38 protein-coding genes and 4 pseudogenes are annotated in these 25,322 nt (G+C 53.1%); all 42 read left to right on the forward strand.

What is annotated here, in order from left to right:
• Nucleotides 1-210 precede the first annotated feature (210 nt).
• Nucleotides 211-468, forward strand: a complete 258-nt coding sequence (locus PACILC2_RS09815; RefSeq protein ID WP_213528704.1) for a hypothetical protein — start codon at nt 211-213, stop codon at nt 466-468.
• Nucleotides 465-746: a VRR-NUC domain-containing protein gene (locus PACILC2_RS09820; RefSeq protein WP_213528705.1), complete on the forward strand. Its 282-nt coding sequence runs from the start codon at nt 465-467 to the stop codon at nt 744-746. Before PACILC2_RS09815 ends, PACILC2_RS09820 begins: the two co-directional genes overlap by 4 nt.
• Nucleotides 743-2,118, forward strand: a pseudogene (locus PACILC2_RS09825) (SNF2-related protein). Before PACILC2_RS09820 ends, PACILC2_RS09825 begins: the two are co-directional and overlap by 4 nt.
• Nucleotides 2,115-2,294 (forward strand): hypothetical protein, encoded by a 180-nt coding sequence (locus PACILC2_RS09830; protein WP_213528706.1) that lies wholly within the window; start codon nt 2,115-2,117, stop codon nt 2,292-2,294. The pseudogene PACILC2_RS09825 and the gene PACILC2_RS09830 overlap by 4 nt, the downstream one beginning before the upstream one ends.
• Nucleotides 2,275-2,874 carry a DUF1492 domain-containing protein gene (locus PACILC2_RS09835; protein ID WP_213528707.1) on the forward strand — a complete coding sequence of 200 codons (600 nt, stop codon included), beginning with the start codon at nt 2,275-2,277 and terminating at the stop codon, nt 2,872-2,874. Before PACILC2_RS09830 ends, PACILC2_RS09835 begins: the two co-directional genes overlap by 20 nt.
• Before the next feature lie 264 nt (nt 2,875-3,138).
• Complete coding sequence (locus PACILC2_RS09840; RefSeq protein ID WP_213528708.1) at nt 3,139-3,315, forward strand: hypothetical protein; 177 nt, start codon at nt 3,139-3,141, stop codon at nt 3,313-3,315.
• Nucleotides 3,316-3,368: 53 nt separating this feature from the next.
• Entirely contained in the window at nt 3,369-3,872 is a 504-nt protein-coding gene (locus tag PACILC2_RS09845; protein WP_213528709.1) for a terminase small subunit, read from the forward strand.
• Complete coding sequence (locus PACILC2_RS09850) at nt 3,869-4,939, forward strand: PBSX family phage terminase large subunit (protein WP_244863401.1); 1,071 nt, start codon at nt 3,869-3,871, stop codon at nt 4,937-4,939. Before PACILC2_RS09845 ends, PACILC2_RS09850 begins: the two co-directional genes overlap by 4 nt.
• A 183-nt stretch (nt 4,940-5,122) precedes the next feature.
• Entirely contained in the window at nt 5,123-5,524 is a 402-nt protein-coding gene (locus tag PACILC2_RS27965; RefSeq protein ID WP_280515300.1) for a phage portal protein, read from the forward strand.
• On the forward strand, nt 5,521-6,582 hold the full coding sequence (locus PACILC2_RS09855) for a phage portal protein (protein WP_280515301.1): 1,062 nt from the start codon (nt 5,521-5,523) through the stop codon (nt 6,580-6,582). The genes PACILC2_RS27965 and PACILC2_RS09855 overlap by 4 nt, the downstream gene beginning before the upstream one ends.
• 172 nt (nt 6,583-6,754) lie before the next feature.
• Nucleotides 6,755-6,967, forward strand: coding sequence for a hypothetical protein (locus tag PACILC2_RS09860; protein ID WP_213528710.1), 213 nt, complete (start codon nt 6,755-6,757; stop codon nt 6,965-6,967).
• Nucleotides 6,968-7,239: 272 nt separating this feature from the next.
• Nucleotides 7,240-7,662, forward strand: a pseudogene (locus PACILC2_RS29310) (minor capsid protein); the annotation flags it as partial.
• A 95-nt stretch (nt 7,663-7,757) separates the two neighbouring features.
• Nucleotides 7,758-8,447: an ADP-ribosyltransferase gene (locus PACILC2_RS26710; RefSeq protein WP_244863402.1), complete on the forward strand. Its 690-nt coding sequence runs from the start codon at nt 7,758-7,760 to the stop codon at nt 8,445-8,447.
• A complete protein-coding gene (locus tag PACILC2_RS09870) occupies nt 8,444-8,608 on the forward strand; it encodes a hypothetical protein (RefSeq protein ID WP_213528712.1) in 165 nt (54 codons plus the stop codon). Before PACILC2_RS26710 ends, PACILC2_RS09870 begins: the two co-directional genes overlap by 4 nt.
• 366 nt (nt 8,609-8,974) lie before the next feature.
• The gene (locus PACILC2_RS09875) at nt 8,975-9,619 is read left to right on the forward strand and encodes a phage scaffolding protein (protein WP_244863403.1); all 645 of its coding nucleotides are present in this window, start codon (nt 8,975-8,977) and stop codon (nt 9,617-9,619) included.
• Between the two features lie 21 nt (nt 9,620-9,640).
• Nucleotides 9,641-10,612: a major capsid protein gene (locus PACILC2_RS09880; protein ID WP_213528713.1), complete on the forward strand. Its 972-nt coding sequence runs from the start codon at nt 9,641-9,643 to the stop codon at nt 10,610-10,612.
• Between the two features lie 45 nt (nt 10,613-10,657).
• Nucleotides 10,658-10,966, forward strand: a complete 309-nt coding sequence (locus PACILC2_RS09885) for a hypothetical protein (RefSeq protein WP_213528714.1) — start codon at nt 10,658-10,660, stop codon at nt 10,964-10,966.
• The gene (locus tag PACILC2_RS09890; RefSeq protein ID WP_213528715.1) at nt 10,953-11,321 is read left to right on the forward strand and encodes a phage head-tail connector protein; all 369 of its coding nucleotides are present in this window, start codon (nt 10,953-10,955) and stop codon (nt 11,319-11,321) included. Before PACILC2_RS09885 ends, PACILC2_RS09890 begins: the two co-directional genes overlap by 14 nt.
• 2 nt (nt 11,322-11,323) lie before the next feature.
• Nucleotides 11,324-11,683 (forward strand): DUF6093 family protein, encoded by a 360-nt coding sequence (locus PACILC2_RS09895; protein WP_213528716.1) that lies wholly within the window; start codon nt 11,324-11,326, stop codon nt 11,681-11,683.
• The gene (locus PACILC2_RS09900) at nt 11,683-12,084 is read left to right on the forward strand and encodes an HK97 gp10 family phage protein (RefSeq protein ID WP_213528717.1); all 402 of its coding nucleotides are present in this window, start codon (nt 11,683-11,685) and stop codon (nt 12,082-12,084) included. The genes PACILC2_RS09895 and PACILC2_RS09900 overlap by 1 nt, the downstream gene beginning before the upstream one ends.
• 4 nt (nt 12,085-12,088) lie before the next feature.
• Entirely contained in the window at nt 12,089-12,340 is a 252-nt protein-coding gene (locus tag PACILC2_RS09905; protein ID WP_213528718.1) for a hypothetical protein, read from the forward strand.
• Nucleotides 12,337-12,765, forward strand: a complete 429-nt coding sequence (locus PACILC2_RS09910) for a phage tail terminator family protein (RefSeq protein ID WP_213528719.1) — start codon at nt 12,337-12,339, stop codon at nt 12,763-12,765. The genes PACILC2_RS09905 and PACILC2_RS09910 overlap by 4 nt, the downstream gene beginning before the upstream one ends.
• Nucleotides 12,762-13,001: a DUF2829 domain-containing protein gene (locus tag PACILC2_RS09915; RefSeq protein ID WP_213528720.1), complete on the forward strand. Its 240-nt coding sequence runs from the start codon at nt 12,762-12,764 to the stop codon at nt 12,999-13,001. Before PACILC2_RS09910 ends, PACILC2_RS09915 begins: the two co-directional genes overlap by 4 nt.
• Nucleotides 12,998-13,174 (forward strand): hypothetical protein, encoded by a 177-nt coding sequence (locus tag PACILC2_RS09920; protein WP_213528721.1) that lies wholly within the window; start codon nt 12,998-13,000, stop codon nt 13,172-13,174. The genes PACILC2_RS09915 and PACILC2_RS09920 overlap by 4 nt, the downstream gene beginning before the upstream one ends.
• A 15-nt stretch (nt 13,175-13,189) precedes the next feature.
• Nucleotides 13,190-14,473, forward strand: a pseudogene (locus PACILC2_RS29315) (phage tail sheath C-terminal domain-containing protein).
• 27 nt (nt 14,474-14,500) lie between these two features.
• Nucleotides 14,501-14,971, forward strand: coding sequence for a phage tail tube protein (locus PACILC2_RS09930; protein ID WP_244863404.1), 471 nt, complete (start codon nt 14,501-14,503; stop codon nt 14,969-14,971).
• A 35-nt stretch (nt 14,972-15,006) separates the two neighbouring features.
• Nucleotides 15,007-15,427: pseudogene (locus tag PACILC2_RS09935) on the forward strand (phage tail assembly chaperone).
• Between the two features lie 211 nt (nt 15,428-15,638).
• Entirely contained in the window at nt 15,639-15,983 is a 345-nt protein-coding gene (locus PACILC2_RS09940; RefSeq protein ID WP_244863405.1) for a hypothetical protein, read from the forward strand.
• Nucleotides 15,984-16,026: 43 nt separating this feature from the next.
• On the forward strand, nt 16,027-17,025 hold the full coding sequence (locus PACILC2_RS09945; protein ID WP_213528722.1) for a tape measure protein: 999 nt from the start codon (nt 16,027-16,029) through the stop codon (nt 17,023-17,025).
• Between the two features lie 8 nt (nt 17,026-17,033).
• The gene (locus PACILC2_RS09950; protein ID WP_213528723.1) at nt 17,034-18,125 is read left to right on the forward strand and encodes a phage tail family protein; all 1,092 of its coding nucleotides are present in this window, start codon (nt 17,034-17,036) and stop codon (nt 18,123-18,125) included.
• Nucleotides 18,125-18,799 carry a LysM peptidoglycan-binding domain-containing protein gene (locus tag PACILC2_RS09955; protein ID WP_213528724.1) on the forward strand — a complete coding sequence of 225 codons (675 nt, stop codon included), beginning with the start codon at nt 18,125-18,127 and terminating at the stop codon, nt 18,797-18,799. The genes PACILC2_RS09950 and PACILC2_RS09955 overlap by 1 nt, the downstream gene beginning before the upstream one ends.
• Nucleotides 18,799-19,773 (forward strand): XkdQ/YqbQ family protein, encoded by a 975-nt coding sequence (locus PACILC2_RS09960; protein ID WP_213528725.1) that lies wholly within the window; start codon nt 18,799-18,801, stop codon nt 19,771-19,773. The genes PACILC2_RS09955 and PACILC2_RS09960 overlap by 1 nt, the downstream gene beginning before the upstream one ends.
• Complete coding sequence (locus PACILC2_RS09965) at nt 19,770-20,066, forward strand: DUF2577 domain-containing protein (protein WP_307860500.1); 297 nt, start codon at nt 19,770-19,772, stop codon at nt 20,064-20,066. Before PACILC2_RS09960 ends, PACILC2_RS09965 begins: the two co-directional genes overlap by 4 nt.
• The gene (locus PACILC2_RS09970) at nt 20,063-20,464 is read left to right on the forward strand and encodes a DUF2634 domain-containing protein (protein ID WP_213528726.1); all 402 of its coding nucleotides are present in this window, start codon (nt 20,063-20,065) and stop codon (nt 20,462-20,464) included. The genes PACILC2_RS09965 and PACILC2_RS09970 overlap by 4 nt, the downstream gene beginning before the upstream one ends.
• Nucleotides 20,457-21,536 (forward strand): baseplate J/gp47 family protein, encoded by a 1,080-nt coding sequence (locus PACILC2_RS09975; RefSeq protein ID WP_213528727.1) that lies wholly within the window; start codon nt 20,457-20,459, stop codon nt 21,534-21,536. The genes PACILC2_RS09970 and PACILC2_RS09975 overlap by 8 nt, the downstream gene beginning before the upstream one ends.
• Complete coding sequence (locus tag PACILC2_RS09980) at nt 21,529-22,116, forward strand: putative phage tail protein (protein WP_213528728.1); 588 nt, start codon at nt 21,529-21,531, stop codon at nt 22,114-22,116. The genes PACILC2_RS09975 and PACILC2_RS09980 overlap by 8 nt, the downstream gene beginning before the upstream one ends.
• The gene (locus PACILC2_RS09985) at nt 22,113-22,394 is read left to right on the forward strand and encodes a ketopantoate hydroxymethyltransferase (protein ID WP_213528729.1); all 282 of its coding nucleotides are present in this window, start codon (nt 22,113-22,115) and stop codon (nt 22,392-22,394) included. The genes PACILC2_RS09980 and PACILC2_RS09985 overlap by 4 nt, the downstream gene beginning before the upstream one ends.
• 3 nt (nt 22,395-22,397) lie before the next feature.
• Nucleotides 22,398-23,597, forward strand: coding sequence for a hypothetical protein (locus tag PACILC2_RS09990; protein WP_213528730.1), 1,200 nt, complete (start codon nt 22,398-22,400; stop codon nt 23,595-23,597).
• Nucleotides 23,598-23,612: 15 nt separating this feature from the next.
• On the forward strand, nt 23,613-24,068 hold the full coding sequence (locus PACILC2_RS09995) for a hypothetical protein (RefSeq protein ID WP_244863406.1): 456 nt from the start codon (nt 23,613-23,615) through the stop codon (nt 24,066-24,068).
• Nucleotides 24,068-24,208, forward strand: a complete 141-nt coding sequence (locus PACILC2_RS10000) for an XkdX family protein (protein WP_213528731.1) — start codon at nt 24,068-24,070, stop codon at nt 24,206-24,208. Before PACILC2_RS09995 ends, PACILC2_RS10000 begins: the two co-directional genes overlap by 1 nt.
• Nucleotides 24,209-24,259: 51 nt before the next feature.
• Complete coding sequence (locus PACILC2_RS10005; RefSeq protein ID WP_213528732.1) at nt 24,260-24,712, forward strand: phage holin family protein; 453 nt, start codon at nt 24,260-24,262, stop codon at nt 24,710-24,712.
• Between the two features lie 244 nt (nt 24,713-24,956).
• Nucleotides 24,957-25,244: an HNH endonuclease signature motif containing protein gene (locus PACILC2_RS29320; RefSeq protein ID WP_372447098.1), complete on the forward strand. Its 288-nt coding sequence runs from the start codon at nt 24,957-24,959 to the stop codon at nt 25,242-25,244.
• Nucleotides 25,245-25,322 lie beyond the last annotated feature (78 nt).

Here is a 25,322-nt window from a genome sequence, read left to right on the forward strand (position 1 = left end):
ACAAGTTGCCGCAACCTACCAGGCTACGGCAACCGAACCACTCCAGTAATATCAAGGGGTTTCGGGTTTGGTTGCCGTGGTTGCCGTAAATCTCTTAAAAGGGATGGGAGTATTGATTAACTATATGGCGACTATAGTTAAATGACGATCCTAGCAGTACGCGCGCGTAGACTGCAAATCGGCAACTCGGAAAAAGGAGGATTTGAATACGTGGATAGTTTGAACATGCTGCGGGAATGGGTTATCAAAAACTTCAACCCTTTAACCCGTTTACACATCAACCAATATATTCCTGACTTCATGGTCCGTCGGCTCTTTGAATCTGAAACAGGTTTGGTAGTTAGCCAAGATGAATTCGTAAAGGTTATGGTTGATGTCGGATTTCGCGGGCGGCTTACGAGAAACCGTGACTGGGTTTTTAATATCAGCGATGCCGAATACCAAAAAGTCTTGCGGAGGCCGAAATGAGAGAGTCCGTGTTGGAACGACGACTGGTGCGGGAGGTCGAGCGGATCGGTGGGCTAGCGCCGAAATGGGTAAGTCCGGGTAATCGTGGGGTGCCAGACCGACTTGTTATCCTCCCGGGCGGGCGGACGGTTTACGTCGAGATGAAGGCTCCGGGGAAGCCGCTGCAGCCGTTGCAAGAGAAGTGGGCGCGGAAGCTTTTCAAGCTGGGGCATCAGTATTACAAAATCGATTCGATCGAAGACATTGACCGGTTTATAGACGAGGTGAGGGGTTGGTGAAGTACGTTCCGCACCAATACCAGCAGTATGCGACGCAACGGATTATCGATACACCTTATATCGCGCTGCTGTTGGAGATGGGCTTGGGTAAAACGGTCTCAACCCTGACCGCGATTGACCTGCTGCTGAATGATTACTTCGATGCCGGCCGGGTGCTGGTTATCGCCCCGCTGCGAGTTGCAGACGACACATGGGCGCGAGAGATTGAAAATGGGATCATCTTCGGCACCTGCGAATCTCGAAAGTCCTGGGCAGCGTCACGGCGCGCCGAAGAGCTCTCCGGGCGGATGCCGATATCTATGTGATCAACCGTGAAAACGTGGAATGGCTGGTCAGCGAATATGGGAGCAAGTGGCCGTTCGACACGGTTGTGATCGATGAGCTCTCCAGCTTCAAAAATTCTAATTCCAAGCGGTTCCGGGCTCTTCGCCGAGTCCGGCCGCTGATGAAACGAGTGATAGGCTTGACCGGCACACCGGCGCCGAACAGTCTATTGGACCTATGGGCACCGATGTATTTGATCGACCAAGGCGAGCGGCTGGGCAAAACGATAACCGGTTTCCGTGATCGATATTTTACGCCCGGCGCCCGCAGTGGCCACGTTGTATACGAGTGGAAGCAGAAAAAAGAAGCGGAGCAGCGGATATACGAGGCGATCAGCGATATCGCTGTGAGCATGAAAGCTGAGGATTGGCTGGAGCTTCCGGAGCGGATCGATCGGACGGTCCCGGTAAGGTTATCGGCGGAAGCGCGAGAGCTGTACAAGAAGTTGGAGCGAGATCTGCTTATCGAATATGCCGACGCCGACGTCGTCGCCCAGACAGCCGCCGTCCTGAGTAACAAGCTGCTGCAGATGGCCTCCGGCGCCGTTTACGACGAGGAGCGCGGCGTAAAGTTGATTCACGACGTCAAGTTGGACGCGCTGGAAGACATCATCGAGGCGGCACAGGGCAAACCGGTTATGGTGTTTTATAACTTCAAGCATTCGCTGGAACGCATTCAGCAGCGGTTCCCGCAGGCCAGGGTGTTGCGAAAAGGCAAAGACGGAACGGAAGACATTCGTGCTTGGAACAACGACGAAATCCCGCTACTTTGCCTGCATCCGAAAAGCGCCGGCCACGGCCTTAACTTGCAGGAGTCGAGCTGCCAGACGGTCGTCTGGTTTGACCAGATCTGGAGCCTGGAGGAGGACCAGCAAGCAAACGCCCGGGTACACCGGCAAGGGCAGACGAGGCGCATCGTCGTGATGCGACTGGTTGCCGAGGGTACGATGGACGAGGAAGCCGTAGCTGCTTTGGAGCGAAAAGCGTCAGGGCAAGAAGCGTTGATGCAGGCAGTTAAAGCAAGAATCGAAAGGGTGAAGGCAGAGTGAAGCCGAGAACACAAGGTGAGCGGTTCCGGCCGATCGTGACGGTTTTGGTCGCCATCGACGGAATGCCGGTGAAGATCAAAGTCAGTGGAAAGACCTACGTACTCAAGGCTTTCAAGCAGCGTAAGGGGCGTTGGGGCCGAAAGGAGGCAAAGCAGAATGAGCAAACAAGCAATTGAACTACTGAGCCAATACCGCCAAATGCAGGCCCGCTTACAAGTCTTATCAACATACAGTGTCGGCGCCGGAATAACGGTGTCCCGTTTGAACCAAGACGACCAGCTGCAGGAACTACATCGTAAGTTACGTGGACTCCCAAGCTATATGTATCTTACACCACGGGAGCAGCGACTTGAGGCCACTGCACATGCCTACTTGCAACGGTACCCGGCAGGGACCAAGGCGCAGTTGGCGGCGGTTCCAAAGCAGGGCATGGACGAAGAGGACGAGCGATTATTGCGGGAACTGCGGAGCAAAATCGAGAAGGTAATTGCCGCGCGCGGGTGGGAGATGGATAATTTGGATGCAGTCTTGGAGCGTCTGGCCGAACTGCAAGATCTGCAGGCTGAGATACGACGGATCGATACGATACTGGAGGCATTGGAGTCATATAAACCGGATTATGCAAAGCTGTTACGATTATATTATGCTGATGGAAAGAGCGCACAAGAGATCGCAGATGAGCTGAAGATTTCGAAGACAACCTTCTACGATCTCAAACGGAAGGCACTGGCGGAATATATGTACTTGGCGAGATAATAAGAAACATGAACAAAATCCGTACAATATCCGTAGTGGATGCGAACAAAGACGGGAACACAAGTCGTTTAAACCGTGATAAAATGATAGTGTGCCAAAGTGTATAGGTCGTCCGTGATCGGACGGCTTTTTCTTTTCATTCGCCGCCGCGTCGCAAGGTGTGCATCGACCTCCTCCTGCCGAGCCGGATAGGTGCGGCGCGGTGTCCGGGTATAGAAGGATTTGCCTCTTTTCTGTCGAAATATGGCAGAGGGAGGTGATTTTATGACAGAGGAGCAAGCTGAAACAATCATTGAGGTGCTGATGGAAATTAACAACAAACTAGATGAAGTCATCACCAAGTTAGATTATATTGATTCTAACACTGGTGACATCAGCAGCGTTGTAAGTAATACGTCTGATATTAAATCGGCAATTGAGAGACTTAGAAGTAGCCTATAGTATAGGAAGCACCTTAACCGGTGCTTTTTCTTTTGCACAGGAGGTGATGACGAGTGAAGTTAACGGCAAAACAACAGAGGTTCGCTGATGAGTATCTGATCGATCTGAACGCCACGCAGGCAGCGATCCGAGCCGGTTACAGCCCGAAGTCGGCTGAGGTTCAAGGAAGTAGATTGCTATCAAATGCTAAGGTTCGCGCATACATTGGCGAGCGGATGGCTGAGCATTCCCGGCGCACAGGAGTCAACCAGGAGCGCATTATCCGTGAGCTCGCTCGCATCGCCTTTCTGGACCCGACTCAGCTCGTCAACATGGATACTGCGGAGCTGCTTGATGCTGCGACCGCAGATGACCGCGCTGCAATTGCGTCTGTGAAAGTTAAGTCGATGAGCGGTGACGTCGAGATGATCGAACGCGAGGTCAGATTCGCAGACAAAATTAAAGCGCTTGAGCTGCTCGGCAAGCGTTTCGGTATGTGGCTGGATCGGCAGCAGGTCGACATTCAGGGCGCGGTGCAGATTGTCGATGATATTCCGAAAGGGTCGGATAGTTCGTGACGACGCAAGTCCCGCTGACGAGCCTGATCGCTCCGAGCTTTTACGAAGTTCACCATGCGCTAAAAGAGGACAGGTATACGCATTACTGGCTGAAGGGCGGCCGCGGATCGACCAAGTCGTCGTTCATCAGCATCGAGATCATTCTCGGCATGATGCGAGACCCGAACGCCAACGCCGTAGCGCTGCGGAAGGTCAAAGAGAACCTACGTGAGAGCGTCTACGAGCAGTTGCTTTGGGCGATCGAAGTCTTGGGCGTTTCGCACCTTTGGTATGATAGCGTCAGTCCGATGAGCCTGACTTACCTGTCGACCGGCCAGAAGATCATTTTCCGAGGCGCAGATAAGCCAAAGAAAGTGAAATCATCCAAGCTACGGCGCGGATACATCAAATACGTCTGGTACGAGGAAGTCGATGAGTTCCAGCCGGAAGACATTCGGACGATTAATCAGACGTTCCTCCGGGGCGGTCCACGTTTCGTTGTTTTCTACAGCTTCAACCCGCCGAAGTCGCAGCGTAACTGGGTGAACACAGAGGTCAGAGTCACACGCCCGGATCGCTTGGTACACCACAGCACTTATTTGACAGTGCCGAAAGAGTGGCTCGGAGAGCAGTTCCTGATCGAAGCTAAGCATCTGAAAGCAACCAAGCCGGAAGCTTACGAGCACGAATACCTCGGTAAGGAAACGGGTACCGGTGGTGAGGTCTTTACGAACGTCACAATTCGCCGCATTTCGGACGACGAGATCAAGACGTTCGATCGGATTCGGCGTGGGCTGGACTGGGGATATGCAGCCGACCCGTTGCATTATACGGTCCTGCATTATGACAAAACCCGGCGACGTATTTACATTTTCTTCGAGATTCACAAAGTCGGCATGAAGTTTGATGCGCTGGCCGAACAGATTAAAGCAGAAAATAAGCTAAACGAACCAGTCATTCCAGATAGCGCAGAACCGAGATCGAACGACGAATTGAAGTCCCGCGGTATCCGGATCCGGCCGGCGAAAAAGGGACCGGGCAGCGTGGAGCACGGTATCAAGTTTTGCAGGACCTTGAAGAGATCATAATCGACGATTCGCGATGTCCGAATACGGCTCGCGAGTTTTGCATTATGAGCTTGAAAAAGACGCGAACGGAAACTGGAAAGACGGTTTCCCGGATAAGGACAATCACAGCATTGATGCCGTACGATATGCGCTGGAAAGCGAGATCCGCGGGCCGGCCATTAGCTTTTAACGGGAGGTGAGCACATGAGCACAGAGATGCAACGCATCGTTTCGATCCTTGAAGACGGCGCACAGTCAGCGATGAGTCTTGAGGAGATTGTCAAGCTCGAGGTCAGCGAATGGCTCGCGTCCGATGAGCGAAGATGGATGTTGACTGGCGAGAAGTATTATATCGGCGACCATGACATTTTGCAGCGGAAGCGGACAGCGATCGGCGAGGGCGGCGAGCTAATCGATGTGACCAACCTTGCGAACAACCGGCTCGTGCATGCATATATGCGAAAATTGGTCGACCAGAAGGTCGGCTATTTGCTTGGGAAGCCGCTGAGCATCCAGACTCGAAACCGCTCATACCTGGACCTGTTGAACGAGATCTTCGACAGGTCTTTTTTGCGTCTGCTGAAAACCTTGGGAAGGAAGCCGTGAACAAGGGCAAGGCTTGGCTGCACGTCTACTACGACGAGAACGGCCAGTTGTCGTTTAAAAAGATCCCGACCGAGGAGATCGTCCCGCTCTGGCGTGACGCTGACCACACACAGTTGGACGCGGTCATCCGGGTGTATGAAGTCGAAGCTTATGAAGGTACGCAGAAGAAAATCATCACGAAAGTGGAATTCTGGGACACAACTGGCGTACGCCGGTACGTGCTCGACAATACTGCCGGCCTGATCCCGGATGTAGAAGCTGGAGAATCCGGCAGCCATTTTGTCGTTGTGCAGGGTGAGCAGGAGCAGCCGCTCAATTGGGAGTGCGTGCCGTTTATCTGTTTCAAGTACAACGACGAGGAGCTGCCGTTAGTCCAGGTTATCAAATCACTTGTTGATGATTACGATGCGAAGACGTCGGACAACGCGAATAACCTCGAAGATCTGCCGAATTCGATTTACGTGATCAGGAACTATGACGGCACCGATTTGGGCGAGTTCCGTCGCAACCTTTCGGTGTACCGGGCAGTAAAGGTGACGGATGAGGGGGGTCTCGATACAAAAAACATCGAGATCAACGTCGAAGCGCACAAGTCGCACATCGAGCAGTTGCGGAAGGACATCTATGAGTTCGGCCGCGGGGTGGATACCCAAAGCGACAAGTTCGGCAACAGTCCGAGCGGCATTGCGTTGAAATTCCTGTACGCCGATCTGGACATGGACGCCAACATCATGGAAACCGAGTTCCAGGCTTCGCTGGAGCAGCTGCTCTGGTTTGTGAACGTCCATTTGGCCAACATCGGTGCTGGGGATTTTACGAACGAGCAGGTCGAATTTGTTTTCAATCGCGACATCCTCATTAACGAGACGGACGCGGTCACGAACATTCGGAACAGCGTCGGTATTCTCTCTGAGGAGACGCTCGTTGCGCAGCATCCATGGGTAACTGATGTGAAATTGGAGATGGATCGGCTTAAGAAGCAGCGAGAAATGGAATATGGCGGGCTGCCGCCTGAAGGAGGTGCGAACGGTGGCGAGGAAAACGAAGAAGACGAATGAGCCCTTGCAAAGAAGCATTACAAAAAACGGCAAGCGCTACTACGTCGGCATCTCAAAGGACAAGAATGGTTACTATGCCCACACGCACCGAGCCCGGAGCAAGAGCTATCCGAGTAAGAAAGATATTCCGGTATCTGTCCTGAAATTCATTGAGTCGACGGGGTGATGAGGGATGAAGCCGGAAGAATATTGGGCACGACGGATGGATCAACTGAATGAGGCGATGCTTAGCCGTGGCGAGGATTACATCCGGACTCAGCGCGAGGAATATGAGCGGGCACTCGCAAAATCCGTGAGAAGACCGAACGCTGGTATGCGCGGCTGGCTAAAAACAACGACATCAGCCTGGCGGCCGCCCGTCAACTGCTCAACAAAAACGAACTGAAAGAGTTCCACTGGACGGTTGAAGAGTACATCAAGCGTGGCCGCGAAAACGCCGTTGACCAGCGGTGGATGAAAGAGCTGGAGAACGCCAGCGCCAAGGTGCACATTACTCGATTGCAGGAGCTCGAAACACATCTGCGCAATGAGATCGAGCAGCTCACAGCCAAGCGTCTGAAAGGCACGACCGATACACTTGGGAGTGTCTACAAAGACAGCTATTACAAATCCATATATGAATTGCAAAAAGGGACGGGCGTTGGCTCGTCTTTTGCTATGTTAGACAATCGGCAGATTGATAAGGTGCTTGCGAAACCGTGGGCACCGGACGGTAGCAACTTCTCAGCGCGGATCTGGAAAGATCGCGACAAGCTGGTTAATGAGCTGCAGACGATCCTGACACAGGACTTGATCCGCGGAGAGTCCGCTGACAAAGTGATCTCGGACTTTGCCGAGCGGATGGGCGTCAGCCGGCATGCAGCCGAGCGTCTGATCCGGACGGAGGCAGCGTACTTTGCTGGCCAGTCCAGACTGGACGCTTACCGGGAGATGGGTGTTGAGCAATACAAGTTTGTGGCGACGCTGGACCGAAGGACGTCCGAGATATGCCGGGAGATGGACGGGCGAGTGATCCGACTCAGCGAGGCTAAGGCCGGCGTAAATTACCCGCCGTTGCACGTCTATTGTCGCTCGACGACGATCCCGCACTTCGAAGATGCCGCACCCGGTGAGCGGGCGGCGCGGGATGATGATGGGAAGACATACATGGTGCCGGGGGATATGACTTACCGGGAGTGGACGGAGAAATACGCGCCGGAAGCCACGGAGCCGCCGAAGCCGGTGGAGCCAGAGCCGGCAACGGCGCCGAACGTAACAACCGTTACGCCGAGTCTGCAGCCTCCAAGGCCGACACCTCCGAAAAAAGTCCGTTCGGATGCGGATCGCGAGAAGGACCGCATTTTTCGACGCAGGATGAAATCGATGCTTGGGTTGATGAAGTGGCGCCCAAATGGCTTGCAGAGCTCACGCATGAAGAGACGCAGGCCATCCGGAAATACACAGGCGATTATTACGAAACGGTCAACCGGGCATTGCGCGACTTTAATCCGACGGATGAGATCATCGAGTTTACGGAAAAGGTTGCCGGCGCTTTAAGCAAGTTTTCACTGGCCGAATCCATCGTCGTTTGGCGCGGCCTTGAGGTAAATATATTCGGGACCGATGATCCAAAACAGTTGATTGGCTCTGAATATGATGACCCGGGGTTCTTCTCAACATCGCTGCTTAGGGAAACGGCATTCAAAGGGCAGGTGTTGATGATTGTCCACTTGCCGGCCGGTTCTGCAGGCGCACCGATTACGTATATGAGTCAAATACCAGGAGAGAACGAGTTTCTTTTGCCGCCCGGTGTGCATTATGTTATACTTGATGCATGGAAGGAAAAGGATATTCTGATTGTGGTTGTGGAGGTGGTTGATGAGTGAGTCGCTTGTCCGAAATTCCATACGGTACGCTCCAGAAGACGCCTGATGGGAAGTTCTTCAAGGTGATCAAGGCCGACAACGACAAGGGGTTCGAACGGATCGAGATCACCGAGGACGAATACAAATCGTTGAAAGCAAAAATCAAATCGTGGTTCAAGTGAAAGCACTCCCGCAATTTATGCGAGGGTGCTTTTTAATGCCCAGAAAGCGAGGCGAACCAATGATTCATCATTACATCACGAAGTACGAAGAAGGGGGTTCAAGGTTCGCAGAATCTTGGTTACAGATTAACCTCTTTGGTAAGTGCTGGTGTTTTTCTAGGAGAAGAATTAAAATCTGAAAGTCACTGCGGCAACAGTGACTTTTAGGGAATTGCTTCGACAATTGTTGAATTTTTCCTTGTCCTACCATATGACATTAAACTGGGTTTTTAATTTTGCCCTCTTTAAAGGTTCAGGGTCAAACTGAACGCAAGCCGAAAGCTGGCGGGTTACCAGCCTAAAAACCTAATCGGGAGAGTGTTGGAAGTGGATCTGAAGGAACTTTTGAGTGAAGAACTCTACAACCAAGTCATGGCAAAGCTTGGTGATAAGCACAAAATCGCCGTTGTATCTGACGGGAGCTGGATTCCGAAGGATAAATTCAATGAGATCAATGAAGCCAAAAAGCAAGCAGAAGATGCACTCAAAGAGCGAGATAAGCAACTGTTCGACCTGAAAAAGGCCGCAGAGGGAAACGAGGAACTGCGGAAGCAGATCGAGGAGCTTCAACAGCAGAACAAGACCGCCGCTGAGCAGTATGAGGCCAAGCTGCGCGATATGACCGTGACCACAGCCATCAAGCTGGCTCTGTCTGGTGAAGTGCATGACGCTGATCTGGTTCTCGGCCTGATCGACAAATCGAAGATTGTGCTGGATGACACCGGAAACGTCAAATCCGGCCTCGATGACCAAGTAAAAGCCCTGCGCGAAAGTAAGGCTTTTTTGTTTGTCCAGAAAGACGATAACGGCACGAAATTCAAGGGCGCCAAGCCGCCTGAAGGCAGCGACAAAAGCGGAGGCGGCGGTCAGAAGAATCCTTGGTCCCGCGAGCACTTCAACCTGACCGAACAGGGCCGCATTCTACGGGAGAATCCCGAACTGGCGAAGCAGCTTATGGCTGCCGCCAAATAACAATGATGAGGTGATTAAACAATGACTACTCGTATCGCAGATGTGATCCAACCCGAAGTATTTACTCCGTATGTGACCCAGCGCACGATGGAACTGTCGGCACTGGTCCAATCGGGGATTGTGCAGAACAATTCCGAATTCGACGAATTGGCCAGCGGGCCGAATACGCTCGTCAACATGCCGTATTGGAATGACCTGACGGGCGATTCGGAGACGATGAAAGACAACGGTGCTCTAACGCCGGGGAAAATCGGTTCCAGCATGGACGTTGCACGTAAACAAGGCCGCGGCCGTGCGTGGGGTGCGAACGGCTTGTCTGCGCTGTTGTCCGGAGACGACCCGATGCGTGCAATCGCCGACCTGGTGGCAGCCTACTGGACGCGGGACATGCAGAAGATTCTGCTTGCGACGCTTGACGGCGTATTTAAAGCGTCGAACATGTCCGGCCACGTTCTCGACATCTCGAGCGAGACCGGCGATGATGCTCTGGTCAGCGGTGACAGCTTCATAGACGCGACCCAGCTTCTGGGGGATGCGAAGGGGCTGCTTACCGGCGTCATGATGCACAGTGCGGTTGAAGCCTATCTCGCAAAGCGTCAGTTGATCGAGTACGTGCAGGAAAAGGACCAATCCGACCGGGTACCGTACTTTATGAATAAACGCGTCATCGTGGACGACGGCATGCCGTATGACACGGCCACGAAGACCGGTACGATGTATCTGTTCGGCCAAGGTGCGATTGCACTCGGCAATGGCTCGCATCCGCGGATTATCCCGACCGAGATCGACCGGGATTCCCTGGCATCGTCCGGTGAGGACTTCCTCATCAACCGCCGAATCTTTATCCTTCATCCGCGCGGCGTGAAGTGGACGGAAACGTCGGTCGCCGATGTGTTCCCGGAAAATTCGGAACTGGCCAACGGAGCAAACTGGCAGCGTGTGTACGAGCCGAAAGCGATCCGGGTCGTGAAACATGTATTTAAAATTGCATAAGGGAGGCTCCTGCGGCCTCTCTTTTGTTTGGAGGTGGAATCAAACATGGGCCTTTCTGCTTTTCAGCGTCGCAGGCGTGAGCTGGCGGCGAAACAGGCGGCCGAGGAAGCGGCGAAGAAAGCCGCTGAAAACAAATCGCTCGACGAGATGACGGCAGCGGAGCTGAAACAGTATGCCGCTGACAATCAGATCGATCTGGGCACCGCGACAAAAAAGGCCGATATCCTCGCGGTGATCGTCGCACATGAGACTGCCGGCGATGAGGGCGACCAAGACGGCGAAGGGACCGGCCAGGGCGACGGTCAGGGCGGCGAAAGTCAGGACGAAGGCGGCGGAAACGATGCCAGCGACTGACGTCCTGAAAACCGTCAAACTCCGGCTGGGGCTGGACGATTCGCATGATGAGCTGATCGACTCCTACGTACAGGAGATTGGTCAGCGCATCTTGCATTACACGAACTTGGCTGAAATCCCGGCCGAACTGGAGCATACTTGGGCGTCGATGGTCATTGATGCACTCCGGATCGAGCAGCCGAATATGCCGGGCATCGCCGAGACGACCGGCGCGGGCGAGTCCGTAACGATAGGCGACACATCATCGGCCCCCGCCCGCCCCGCCGGCCTGACCAATACGGCCAAGTCGGCAATCGACACCGTCGTGCTCAACTATCGGGTCGATCTGAACCGGAACCGAAAGCTGAGGTGGTGACAATGAACTTTACGCGGCACCGCCGGGCGATCGAGCGGATGTACACGGACCGGGCGACAATCTACCGGCACGTTCAGGTCAAGGACACGATCACGAAGGAAACGAAACTAGTCCCGCAGCCGGTTTACGTCGACCAGTCCTGTCGCATCTCGCAGCGCGCGCTCGGTCAAAACAATCAAACCGAGGCGCAGAACGAAATCCGGTACGAGACGAAACTGATCATCGCGCCGGAGGTGGAGATTCGGCAGGGCGATCTGCTAGAAGTTACCCGCGGCGCTGTGACACGCAAGTACACGGCCGGAGAGCCGTTCCTGTATTCGACGCACCAGGAAGTGTCGATCCAGCGGGAGGAGTGGGCGTAATGCCTCGCTGGGGTCACTTTGATTTTGACGAATTGAAGCGTTTTGCCAAGAACCTTGAAGAAATGGAGAAGGCGCTCCCTGGATTTATCGAAGAGTGTGTCCGCGAACTGGCGATGCGCCTGCTCGCGAAAGTGGTGCCTCGGACGCCGGTCGATACCGGTGAGCTCCGGCGCGGCTGGACTGTGGGCCAAGTGCACCGAATTCCTGGAGGCTGGCAAGTCGAGGTCATAAACCCGACAGAATATGCGCTTTACAGAGAATACGGCCATCGCACGCGCGACCACAAAGGCTGGGTCGAAGGCAGCTTCATGCTCACGATCTCCGAGAAGGAACTGGAGCGCGAACTGCCGGCAATTTTGCAGCGCAAGCAAGAAGCGTTTCTGAAGAAGTTTTTGGGGTGATGGGATGGCGAAAATCATTCGATTCAAAACGCCGCAGGATGATGTTGTCGAGGCGCTGGAATATTTGCTTGAGCGAGCTCGTCGTGGTGAAATGACGGGCTTTGTCCTTGCTGCCAAGTGCCCAGACGGCAACATCGCAACCAGTTGGGCAAATGTCGATGTCGGGGAGCGTAACGAATTGACTTCTCACCTTCAGGTCGATGTGATGTATGCGGTTGTCGAGGCAAACATGGACCGGTTGGTGGAGCGCATATGAACGTTACCATCAACGACGTTCGATATGCCGTACATGCCGCGTTGGACGCCGCGTTCCCGGACGTGCCGATCGCCGGCGAAGAGATCAAGCAAAACCTGTCGCCACCCTGCTTTTTTGTACGACTGCTAGGGCCGGCACACGCGCAAGAACTCGGTCGGCGATATATGCGGTATCATCCGTTTGACGTCCACTACTTCGCCGAGGACCGCTCCAACGCCGCCATGTACGATATGGCCGAGCGGCTGACTGAAGCGCTTCAATGGATCGTCGTCGCTGGCCGCCCGGTTCTCGGGACGGGAATGCGGTTTGAGATCGTCGACGAAGTGTTGCACTTTTTCGTCGAATACAATTTTCACGTTTGGGCGCCGCGGCCGGATGATCCGGCCATGCAGACGCTCGACGTGCAGGAGGGGATCAAGACTTGAATTTCAGTCAAGCGCTTGAGGCGTTGAAACAAGACAAAAAGGTCGCTCGTTCCGGATGGAACGGAAAAGGCATGTGGCTGATTCTGGTCAGGGCATGGACCACTTGGAAAGTCGATCTGGACGTATATCTGCCGATGTCGTGGATCGGGATGAAAACGGCCGACAACAAATTCGTCCCGTGGGTCGCGTCTCAGACCGACCTCCTGGCTGAGGATTGGCTGGTGATCGAGGAATGAGCAAACTGAAAACTGACGCTCCTACCTACACCAAAGCGCAGTTTCTGGCGTCGAAGCAGTTTACGCCGATCCAAAAGGATGTGCTGCGCGCGCTCCTAAAAGACGGCGAAACGTACACACTCGACCAAGTGCAAAAGCTGGTCGACGACTATGCAAAAAGGACGGTGAAGTAACATGTCTGGAGGAACATGGACCGCACAAAACAAAGTCGCCGCCGGCGTCTATATCAACTTTGTCGGCGAGGCGAAGCCGCTTGGTACGCTCGGCGAACGCGGTATCGTCAGCTTGCCGTTGCCTCTATCTTGGGGCCCGGCCAAGCAGGTGATTGCGGTTGAGGCTGACGCTGACACGTTCGAGATGCTGGGCTATCCCATCACTGCTCCGCAACTTCTGCTTGTCCGGGAAGCGCTGAAACGTGCTCGGACGTTGCTTCTGTACCGCCTCAACACCGGCACGCAGGCGTCGGCCACCATTGGCAGCTTGACGGTGACGGCGAAGTACGGCGGCGTCCGTGGCAATGACATCAGCATCGTCGTTCAGGCGAACATCGACGACCCGGCGCGCTTCGACGTGAAGACGCTCGTAGCCGGCACGGAAGTCGATTCGCAAACCGTCGACATGATTGAAGAGCTGAAGCCGAACGCGTGGGTCAATTTAACCGGTACCGGCGAGCCTACGGTGACCGCGGGCACGCCGCTGACAGGCGGCGCAGACGGTACAGTGGTGGCGCAGGACTACTTGGATTATCTCGCAGCGATCGAGGTACACGACTTCCAAACGATCGGCCTGACGGCGACGGACGCGACGACCAAAGACGTGTTCGTGTCTTTCGCAAAACGGCTGCGGGATGACGAAGGGAAAAAGATTCAGGTCGTCATGGAGAACTACCCGACGGCGGACTATGAGGGCGTCATCAGTGTCAAAACGGCGTCGTACTGGCAGATGGGACGACACTCACTGCGGCGCAGGCGGTCGCGTGGGTGGCCGGGGCGACAGCCGGGGCGGCTGCGAACCAATCGCTGACCTACGACGCTTATGACGGCGCGGTGGACGTTTCGCCGAAATATACGAACAGCCAGATCATCGCGGCGCTGCAAGCCGGGGAATTCGTGTTCACGGCAATGGACGGGCGTGCGGTTGTGGAGCAGGATATCAATACGCTGCACACGTTCACGCCGACGAAGGGCAAGGCGTTCAGCAAAAATCGCGTTCTCCGCGTCCTGGACGGCCTCGCGAACGACTATATGCGGGTATTCTCGACGTCGTACATCGGCAAGGTGCCGAACAACGCTGACGGCCGCAATTTGTTCAAGAGCGAAATCATCAACATCGTCAATCAGTATCAAAACCTCGGCGCAATCCAGAATTTTGATCCGCAAACCGATCTTGAGGTGCTGCCGGGTGCGGAAACGGATGCTGTCGTCGTCAATCAGTGGGTCCAGCCGGTTGACAGCATTGAAAAATCTACATGACCGTGACGGTCCGGTAAGGGAGGGGTATTGCGTGGCATTTTCCGTGAAAGTGACGCGATCAGCGGCAAACAGGCAAGAGCGTACGCGACGATCAATGGCCGTGTGGAGGAGCTCTTCTACGCCAAATCGCTAGAGGCGACGATCGAGAAAAACAAAGTGGACGTACCAGTATTGGGCAAGACCAACACGCCGCAACGCTCTGCCGGTTGGAGCGGTACAGGCACGTTGACGATTTACTATGTTACGTCGCTGTTTCGGCAATTGATGCGGGACTACGTGAAGACCGGGCGGGATTTCTGGTTCGACCTGCAAGTGATAAATGAGCAGCCGGGATCGACCACCGGCAAGCAAACAGTACTTCTCCTCGGTTGTAATCTGGACAGCGTATCTGCTGCACAGTTCGACGCCACCAGCGATGACATGCTGGAGGAAGAATTACCGTTTACGTTCAGCGACTATGATATTCTGGATCAATTCAACACCATTACGGGCGCCTGATTTGCGGGCGCCTTTTACTATGGAGGGGTTAATTTATGAGCAGTTTAAAAGCTTTTTTCGCACAAAACGTTCAGACCAACATTACAGAGGAATTTGTCGTCTCCGAACGCTTTAAGGACGAATCCGGAAAACCGATCCCGTGGAAGATTCGAACTCTCTCGGAAGCGGAAAACGAAGAAATCCGCAAAGCATCTACGCAGTATGTGAAAGGCAAAGGCGGACAACGAGTCCCGGAAACGAAGCCGGAAATCTATCTGGCCAAAGTCGCTGTTGCGAGCGTGGTTTTCCCGGATTTGAAAGATGCCGATCTGCAAAATCTTATGGGGTGATCGGCGCGGAGGAGTTGCTGAAAAAATGTTGCTGGCAGGCGAATACGCGACGCTCATCCAGAAAGTTCAGGAAATCAACGGATTCGATAAAGATTTGGAGAGTCGGATTGAGGAAGTAAAAAACTGATTCGGGAGGGCGATGGTGAGTGGAATTACGCTTATTACGCCCTCCATAAACTTCGGATTTTGCCATGGGAACTGGCAGAATATACAGACGAACAGAGAGCGTCCCTATACGCAATGATTGCCGTGCGGATTGAAGCAGAAAAGAAGGAAATGGCAAAAATTAAGCGAAAATAACCTTCCGTGTGATATACTTACAGCTGGGAGGGGTAATTATGGCTCAAAATAAAGTGATCGCGGGCGATTACGAAGGGAAATTGATCGCAAACGGAATTAATTGCTTACTTCTGATGACCGGATTTTTCAAAAAAATAAAACTGACAAAAGAAACAGTTGAGTCGTACGAAGTGATGGACGAAGAATCCCGTACAAGTGCCGCAAGCGCGATTGGGAGAGGGTTAGTCGGTTCTTTTCTTCTCGGTCCAATCGGGGCGGCGGCAGCATTGAGTGCGAAGAAAAAAGGCACGCACATTGTAGCCGTACAATTTAAGGACGGAAAGAAAAGTCTGCTTGAGATCGACGAAAAACTATATAAAGTGCTTCTGAAATCACTGTTTTAACGCCGCATAGGCGTTTTTATTTTTCCCGAAAGGCGGTGAAACGATGCCTACAATATCCTCAACACTCAAAATGTTCGACGCCATGAGCGGTCCAATCGCGCGGGTGTTAAAACAAATAAATTCTCTTGCCGAATCAGCAGAAAGATTAAACCGAACCATGACCAGCCCGTCTAACGCAAGCCTTGTTCCAGCAAAAACAATCGGCGATCAAAATAAAGCAATCTCCGCGAATCAGCAGATCATCCACATGACGCAGGTTATCAACAACAATTATCAGCAAATCAATCGCACAATAAATCAGCAAAATATCTTTTTGCGGCAAACGAACAACACGATCAACCAAGCCGCACAAAGCCAACAGAATTTGAATAGTGCGCTTAAACAAGGCGAAAAATCCGTAGAAGGCATGTGGAGCAAAATAAAAGGTTTGGCAGCGGCGTACTTGTCGTTTAAAGGTATACAAGGAGGATTACAAACCGCCGATACATTCATTTCTACGCAGGCACGGCTTGGATTGATTGCCGATGAAGGTCAGACGGTGGAAAATCTTCAAAATAATGTCTTCGCCGCGGCGCAACGTGCCCGCGGTGATTTTGTGACAATGGCCGCCAGTGTAAGTAAACTGGGACTGCTTGCCGGGGATGCTTTCACTGATACCAATGAAATCGTTGCATTTACGGAAACGATGCAAAAGGCGTTCAAAGTTAGCGGTGCTTCTACCATGGAGCAGCAGGCCGGTATGTATCAGCTAAGCCAGGCTATGGCGGCCGGAAAGCTTCAAGGCGACGAATTTAGGTCGATCATGGAAAATGCGCCAATGTTAGCAGATGCAATTGCTAAGTTTACCGGCAAATCAAAGGGCGAGCTTAAAGAGATGTCTGCTGAAGGGCTGATAACAGCGGACATCATAAAAGCGGCTTTATTCACGGCGGCGGATGATATTAATAAAAATTTGAATCGTTGCCCAAGACATTTAGCGATGTGTGGCAGCAGTTTAAAAATGATGCTTTCAGGTTCTTTGAACCGGTATTTCGGCGGCTAAATGGATGGTTGAATTCAGCGCAAGGAACGGCACTCATCAATCAGATTAACGTTGCTATCTCTTTTTTGGCCACTACCGTCGGTTTTTTAATTGACAGCGTGGTGTATTTGATAAGTGCGGTGCAGTCCGGTTGGTCGATCATCGAGCCGATTTTGATTGCAGCGGCGATGGTGTTTTTCCCTCTTATGATTGCAAAACTGTGGGCAATGATTCCGCCACTTTATGCCCAAGCGGTTGCATGGTTAGCAATTAACTGGCCTATACTCGCGGTTATCGCGGCTATTGCGCTGGTGCTATTCATTCTAAATCAACTTGGCATTTCTGCGGACCAAATTTTAGGTGCGATAGCCGGTGCTTTTCTTGTATTGGCATCTGTCATCTGGAACACCGTTGTAGGCGTAATCAACGCTGTCATCCAGTTTCTGTGGACCGCTTTCGTCGAACCATGGATTGGCATAATTGAATGGGTGCTCAATGTATTCAACGGCGGTTTCAACAGCTTCGGAGATGCGGTAAAAAATCTACTCGGCCAGATCATTTCGTGGTTTCTCTCACTCGGAAAAGTCGTCACAAAGATCATCGATGCGATCTTCGGCACAGATTGGACGGCTGGGCTGGAAAGCTTGCAAGATAGCCTGCTGAAGTGGGGTAAGAACGAACAAGCGATTACACTTAGTCGCGATGCTCCGACGATCGATGCACGTATTGATTACGGTGACGCATGGAACAAAGGGTATAGATGGGGTAGCGATCTGGCTGATAGCTTCAAAGGATTAACCAAAAGTTTTGATACGGCAGCAAATAACCTAAGTTGGCCCCAAAGTGGGAGGATACCGGGAGGTAAACTCCCTGACATCGACAAAGTCAAAAAGGTCGGCAAAATCGAGGATAAAGTCGACATCTCCAGCGAGGATCTGAAAACGATGCGCGAGCTGGCTGAAATGAAGTCTATTCAGAACTTTGTGACGCTCACGCCGACTTTTTCATTTGGTGACACGCACATCAAGCAAGAGGGACGATCGATCGACGAGATCATTGAAAGAATCACGGTACGGATGAATGAAGAACTTGCAGCGTCCGCAAAGGGGTTGTTTTCGTAATGGCGGATCGATATGGAGTCTGGCTCTCATATAACAACCAACGGGAAGGTTTCGAACTGCCAATTATGCCGATGGTAGGCGTAAATACATCTGGTGACGGTGCCGGACATGACGTGCACGGTTTTGGTAAGGTTAACATCATCAAAGCTCGGAACTTGCAAGAGATATCAATCGAAGGGCTTTTGCCGGCGCAGCGCTATCCGTATATTACGGCTGAGGTCGTTTTTGAACCAAAAGTGTACGTCGATTACATCATGCGCTGGTGGTGGAGTCGACGCCCGATCCGGATTGTGTATGTAGGCCCAACAATGGAGATTAACACGGCTGCCAGTATTGAATCATTTGAATGGCGTGAGACGCCAGGGGCGGCGGGCGATATTGAGTACACGTTGCAGCTCAAAGAGTATTGGTTCCACTCGGCCCGCAGAGTAAAAGTTGTACAAACCTCGTCGGGAGGCACGACGACACAGAAGTCGAAAGAGAGATCCTCCGACAAGCAAACGCCGAAAACGTATACGCTGGCGGCCGGCGATTCCCTCTGGAAGGTGGCGCAGAAGATGCTTGGCGACGGCAGCCGGTGGCGCGAGATTCAGAAGCTCAATAAACTATCGGATGCTGACCTCAAACGTCTGAAGGTTGGCGCGACACTAAAACTGCCACCGGAAAAAAGGTGATGCGCGTGCTTGAGATACTGCTCGACAATAAAAACGGAAATGTATGGGACGTGTCTCGCATCACAACTAAGTTGAGCTGGCAGACTGTAAGGATCGGGAAGCCAGCAAGCATAGACTTGTCTCTTACCGATAGCGGGATCGTCCAGGATGACGCTTTTACGGTTAATAACGGCGACATCGTCCGGGTACGGTACGATGACACCAATGTCTTTTACGGCTATGTGTTTAGCGTTGGTCGTAACCAGGACAACGAGATCAGCATCAAAGCATACGATCAGGTCCGGTATTTGCTTGCTAAGGACACTTATGTATTTAAAGCCAAAACCGCGACCCAGATTATTAAGCAGATTGCAGACGATTTTAAGCTGCAAACAGGTCATCTAGCCAACACCGGACACGTCATACCATCAATGGTTGAAGACTCGCAAACTCTTTTGGATATCATCGAAAAAGCCTTATCTCTGACGCTGATCAGTAAGCAGCGTCATTTTGTTTTTTACGACGATTTCGGCCGGCTGACGCTCCGCAATGTCAACGAATCACTTGCCGACTTTATTATCGGCGACGGCAGCCTGATGACCGGCTTTGAGTACAGCGCCAATATTGATCAGGACACTTATAACCGGATCAAGTTGTACCGAGACAACAAGGATACAGGTAAACGGGAGATTTACAAAGCCCAGGACAGCGCCAATATCGCCCGGTGGGGCTTGCTGCAGCTGTATCAGTCAGTGGACGAAGACAAGAACGCGGCCCAAATAAACGAAATGCTTACGCAGCTGATGCAGCTTAAAAACCGTGAGCAAAAGAGCCTTAAAATCACAGCGATCGGCGACATCCGAGTTCGCGCCGGTATGTATATACCGATCATTATCGATTCGCTCGGTATTAACCAGCCGATGCTTGTTGATGAGGCACAGCACCAATTTGACGGGGAATCCCATACCATGTCTTTGACATTGAAGGTGATATGATGCTCCAGCAAATCAAACAAGCCGCGATGGATGCTGTGGCGGCCAGTAACCCGGTGAACGTGCTGCTTGGGAACGTTAAAAGCACGAACCCGCTCATGATCAATGTCGATCAACGGTTCGACCTCGATGCGGATTTTTTGATCCATACCGAGTCCATGACAGAATTGAGAGTGACCGTCGGTGGCACCGAGTACACGGTCAGACCGGGGTTGCAAGTTGGAGATAAAGTCGTGCTGTTGCGCGTACAGGGCGGCCAGCAATACGTCATTTTGGACCGGGTGGTGAGCGGATGATCCCAACAGGCGCAAGTATCAACACACAGAATACCCAACCGATTGAGCAACCATCCCAAACATGGAGACTAGATTTCAACCGCGGCCGTGTGACGGGGACAATTGACGGACTGGACGCGGTACGGCAGGCGGTATCCAAAATCGTCCAAACCGAGCGATTCCGATATCTGATCTACGACGCGGACTATGGCATAGAGCTGGACGGACTGATCGGCTGGGATCCCGTGTTCGTCCAGTCTGAATTGCGCCGGCGGATCACGGAGGCGCTCACGCAGGACGACCGGGTCTATAGCGTCACGGATTATCAGATTGACATCGCCGGCGACACCGCGACCGTCCGGTTTACCGTCGTGTCGTCGTTTGGCTCATTCCAGGAGGAGGTGACAACCCGTGTATGAAGCGCAAACCTATGATGCAATCCTGCAGCGCATGCTCGATCGCGTATCAGACGACATTGATAAGCGGCCGGGCTCAGTGATCTATGACGCGTTGGCACCGGCGGCCGCCGAACTGGCGCAGATGTACATCGAGCTCGACATCAATTACAACCTGTCCTTTGCGGACACGGCATCCGGCGAACACCTGTCACGCCGGACCGCTGAGTTCGGCGTCAACCGGGAACCGGCCACCAAGGCAAGGCGGAAGGGGTTGTTTTACGGCGCCAATGACGTGCCAATAGACGTGCCGATCGGCAGCCGATACAGCATCGAGGATGTTAATTATGTCGCGATCGGGAAAATCGCCGCGGGCGTCTACGAACTGGAATGCGAACAGGCCGGCACGATCGGCAACCAGTTGTTCGGTCCTTTGCTTCCGATCGATTATATATCCGGACTGGCCCTCGCAGAACTCGCCGATATTATCGTTCCCGGCGAGGATGAAGAGTCGGACGACGCGCTCCGGGAGAGGTATTACAAGGCAGTTAACGAGCCGGCTTTCGGCGGCAACGTAGCTGATTACAAGCAAAGACTCAATGCGATCAACGGCGTCGGCGGTGTGAAAGTGTTCCCGGTCTGGAACGGCGGCGGTACGGTCAAATGCACGATTGTCGCATCCGACTGGGGCGTCCCGTCGGCTCAGCTCGTCGACCAAGTGCAGACAACGGTGGACCCAACCGTCAACAGTGGACAGGGTCTCGGCACAGCCCCGATCGGGCATAGGGTGACGATAGCTGGTGTGCAGGGCGTGACGATCAATGTCGCAACGACGGTTACGTTGTCGACCGGCGTGACACCGGGACAGGTGCAGGGGCCGATAGAGGACGTCATATCTGCCTACCTGCTTGGGCTCCGGCAGGATTGGGCCAACCAGACACAGTTGGTTATCCGCGTGGCGCTTATCGAAGCTGCCATTTTGACTGTACCGGGCGTGATCGACGTGACGGGTACGACGTTTAATGGGTCAGCGGGTAACTTAACGCTCGGTGAAGAGGAGATCCCGCTGATGGGGACGGTGGTCGTAAATGCCTGAACGCATCATGCCGTATCTGCCCGAGTTTTACCGGGAGATCAAGGACTTTACGGAGATCGGCCAGACCGAGGACGTTGAGCTCGACAGCTTGGAGGCGGCCGTTCAGCAGCTTTTTGATGATCAATTTGTAACGTCATCGGGGATGCAGGCGATCAAACGGCGAGAGCAAATGCTCGGCATTCAAGCCGATCCGCAGACCGAGTCGTTGGAGTTTCGGAGGAAGCGCATTCTGAACCGCTACCGGACGAAACCGCCGTTTACGCTCCATTACTTGCAGCAGCAGCTCGACGCGCTGGTTGGCCCGGGCATGACGGTCGTATCCGTCGATGTCCGCAGCTTCGTGTTGACCGTAACCGCCGATATTGAAAACGCAAATGTTTTCCGGGAAGTCATCCACACCATCGAGACTATCAAGCCGGCCAACCTGATTTATCAGCAAAACACCTCAATTAAAGGGACGATCGGGTTGGAGGAGCGCATTTCCCGGCGGGATGTTGCGTGGAATTATAAACTGGACGGTAGCTGGAAGCTGGGCGAGAAGCCGTTCGCAAGTTTGGGACCGGAGGTGGTCGTAACGTGATTGCAGAGCATTTGTTGCATGATTTGGCCGAATATGTAGGCGGACGGGTCGCGAAGGTCGTTTTAAACGGCAATTACGAAATTGCGGAATTCCAAGTCAAGCAGGTTACCGACAACGTCCTGGCGCTGAACTACCTTGTGCCGGTGTCGGACGTGCCGCTCATTACATTGATCGAGTTGAAGGACAGCGCGAACAAGGTGCTGTCGTCTAACGAGGTCAACGTGCCGATCGCATCGGACACGATGATGCTGCAGACGGTCGAAGTGAAGGAGGTATGAGGAATGGCGAAAACGGATTGGAATTTGAACGATTCGGTCATGCCGGAGGACATGAACCAAATCGGACAAGAAATCAACGACATGGCGGAATCTCTCGACAACCACAAAAACGCGACGCTCGCACACGGTGCGACGGAAGCGGCGACGCCGAACAGAATCGCGCGGCGTGATGCGAACGGGCAATTCGAAGTCGGCGCGCCGACGGCCGCCAATCATGTGGCGCGGAAGACTGATCTTGATGAGGTAAAGCAATCTGTCAGTGATGGGAAAAATCAGATCGCTTCCGCCATCACTGGCATGGGACAAACCGCATCAGGAAGCGATACGTTTGCGCAACTGTCAGGCAAAATCCGGGACATCTCCAAGGACGCGAACGCGGCTGTCGGTGACGTTTTGACCGGCAAGACGTTTTATCAGGGCGGTGTGAAGCGCACCGGCACGATGGCGAATCGTGGCAATGTTACCCAAACGCTTACGACGCAGGGACAAGAATATACCATCCCGGCCGGTTACCATGGCGGGGCAGGGAAGGTAACTGCGAATATAACAAACCTAGCATCTGTAAATATCAAAGCCGGGGTAACGGTTGGCGGCGTAGCCGGAACCTTCACGAACGACGCGAACGCGGCAGCGGCAGACATCCTATCCGGAAAAACGGCTTATGTGAATGGCAGCAAAGTGACAGGTTCGATGCCGAGCCGCACGGGTCATGTAACCGGGCAATCGGTCAGCCGCAGCGGCACGTCAGTCCGTATTAGGCCGCAGGCCGGATATTACCCCGGAAGCACGGATAATAGCGTGCAGATATCCGATGCGAATTTCATTGCTGCGAACATCAAGAGCGGGGTTAGCATATTCGGACTTGCCGGGACACTTAGGGCGTGGAACGGGGAGAAGAAATTTGCAAGGGGAAGTCTCAATCCTACCACAAACTACTTTACCGTTTCTGGACTTGCTTTTACTCCGTCGTTTGTTTTTGTCACGGTATACGATTCCAACGGTCCGTGTTATAACATGTGCGCTATTTCAACTGAACCAGCAGCATTCTTTGGACGACGAAACCTACGACTGTCTTATGATTTTTCTACCGGTACTGGCTACCAAGAAGCTTCAGATCCCAACATGGATATTTCTGGAAATAGTTTTATAGCATACACACGTAGACCCGGTGATAGTTACGCTTACTGGTTCGCGATAGAGTAAAAGGAGGAATGGACGATGCCGGAAATCGGGCGTAGAATTTATTTCGACACAAGAAACGGTAACGTGATATTAGATACCGGAGAGCGGAGTGGGGATGTAACTGAAACAGCCGTCGAGGAGGACTTTGTAACCTACAAGGAGCTGTCCGCGCGTATCCCGGAAACCGTAGGTTATATTGATCTTGAATACGGCCAATATTCCGAGGATTTTGCCCGGTGCAACGGCTATCGTGTAGACCCGGAAACGCAGCAAATTCTTTTTTCCAACCCGGACCCGAACGAACCGGAACAACCTCCGGTTTACCGCCCGCCGCTGACCGAAGAAGTCACGGCGCTGAACGAACAGATCGCTACGCTGTTGATCGACTCTGCCGCCAAAGACATCCGGCTTCAGCAGCAAGACGCTATAATCGCCGACCTGATGCTCCAAGTCGCTACCTTGCAAACAGCGTCGGGAGGAGGTGGGGCGTAATGCGGTTCCAGTGGATCAAAAAGTATTACGATGCCGGCATGCCGGGCTACGACAATGACGGCATTAAAGTGTTTGTCGCAGCAGGCTGGATTACAGCCGAGCAATACAAGCAGATCACGAATATCGATTACGTTGCGTAGAGGCTCCGCATAAGCGGGGTCTTTTTAATTAAGAAGGGAGACGATCCTTATATGACACAAGTTAAAGAGTTCATCGCAAGTGCAGCCATCGGGGCGACCGGCAAAGAGGCGGCATTCGGCGGCTTGACTGCTCTGGCCGGCGTGATTGCAAGTGCGCTCGGCGGCTGGGATATTGCCTTGCAAGTACTCATCGCGCTGATTGTAGGCGACTATATTACCGGCGTCCTGGGCGCAGTAAGACAGAAAAAAGTCAATAGTGAGGTCATGTTTTGGGGTGGCGTACGTAAGGGTGTCATCTTGGGCGTGATCGCGCTTGCCACCTTGCTTGACCAGATGGCGGGAGGGGAGAACCCGATCTTCCGCACGCTGGCCCTTTACTATTATGCCGGCCGCGAAGGTTTAAGCGTCGTCGAAAATCTCGGCATCATTGGCGTGCCGCTGCCGCCGGGGCTTGTCAGTTGGCTTGAGCAGCTGCGCCAGAAGGGGGAAGGGAAAAATGCCTGATAAGGTCATCGTCCTAGATGCCGGCCATGGTGGAGGTGGTTGAATGCCAGTCTCTAGGACTTGCCTTGAATGCGGTGTCGTGTTTTCAGTGCCGCCATCTCAAGTACGACGCGGTGGCGGAAAGTTTTGCAGTGTAGGATGCGGTACGCGATACCGCAACAAAGTCGACAATCCGGCCCAACGCCCAGAAGTCCGTGAAAAGATCAGTCGGAACCATGCAGATGTAACCGGCGCACGGAATCCGATGTTTGGACGACTTGGGCCTTTGGCTCCTGGATATGTAGACGGCCGCAATTCCATAGCAGGGGATATATGGCGGAAAATCGCACTCGTTCATAAACCCCCGATTTGCGAGGTGTGCGGCGACATACCGGAGGATAGCCGCCGGTTGCATGTGCATCACAAAGACAAAGATCGATCGAACAACGACCTGAGTAACCTTCAGGTCGTTTGTGTTTCTTGCCATAATAACATACTCCATAAGCGTGAGCGGGACCGGTTTGGCCGCTACACCGGAAAGGAAGTGGTTTAAATGTCCAGGATCATTGTTATTGATCCTGGCCACTCATGGTGGTCATGACCCTGGCGCTGTCGCCAACGGTTTGCAGGA

This window comes from Paenibacillus cisolokensis (genome assembly GCF_018403665.1).
Taxonomy (GTDB): Bacteria; Bacillota; Bacilli; order Paenibacillales; family Paenibacillaceae; genus Paenibacillus_AH; species Paenibacillus_AH cisolokensis.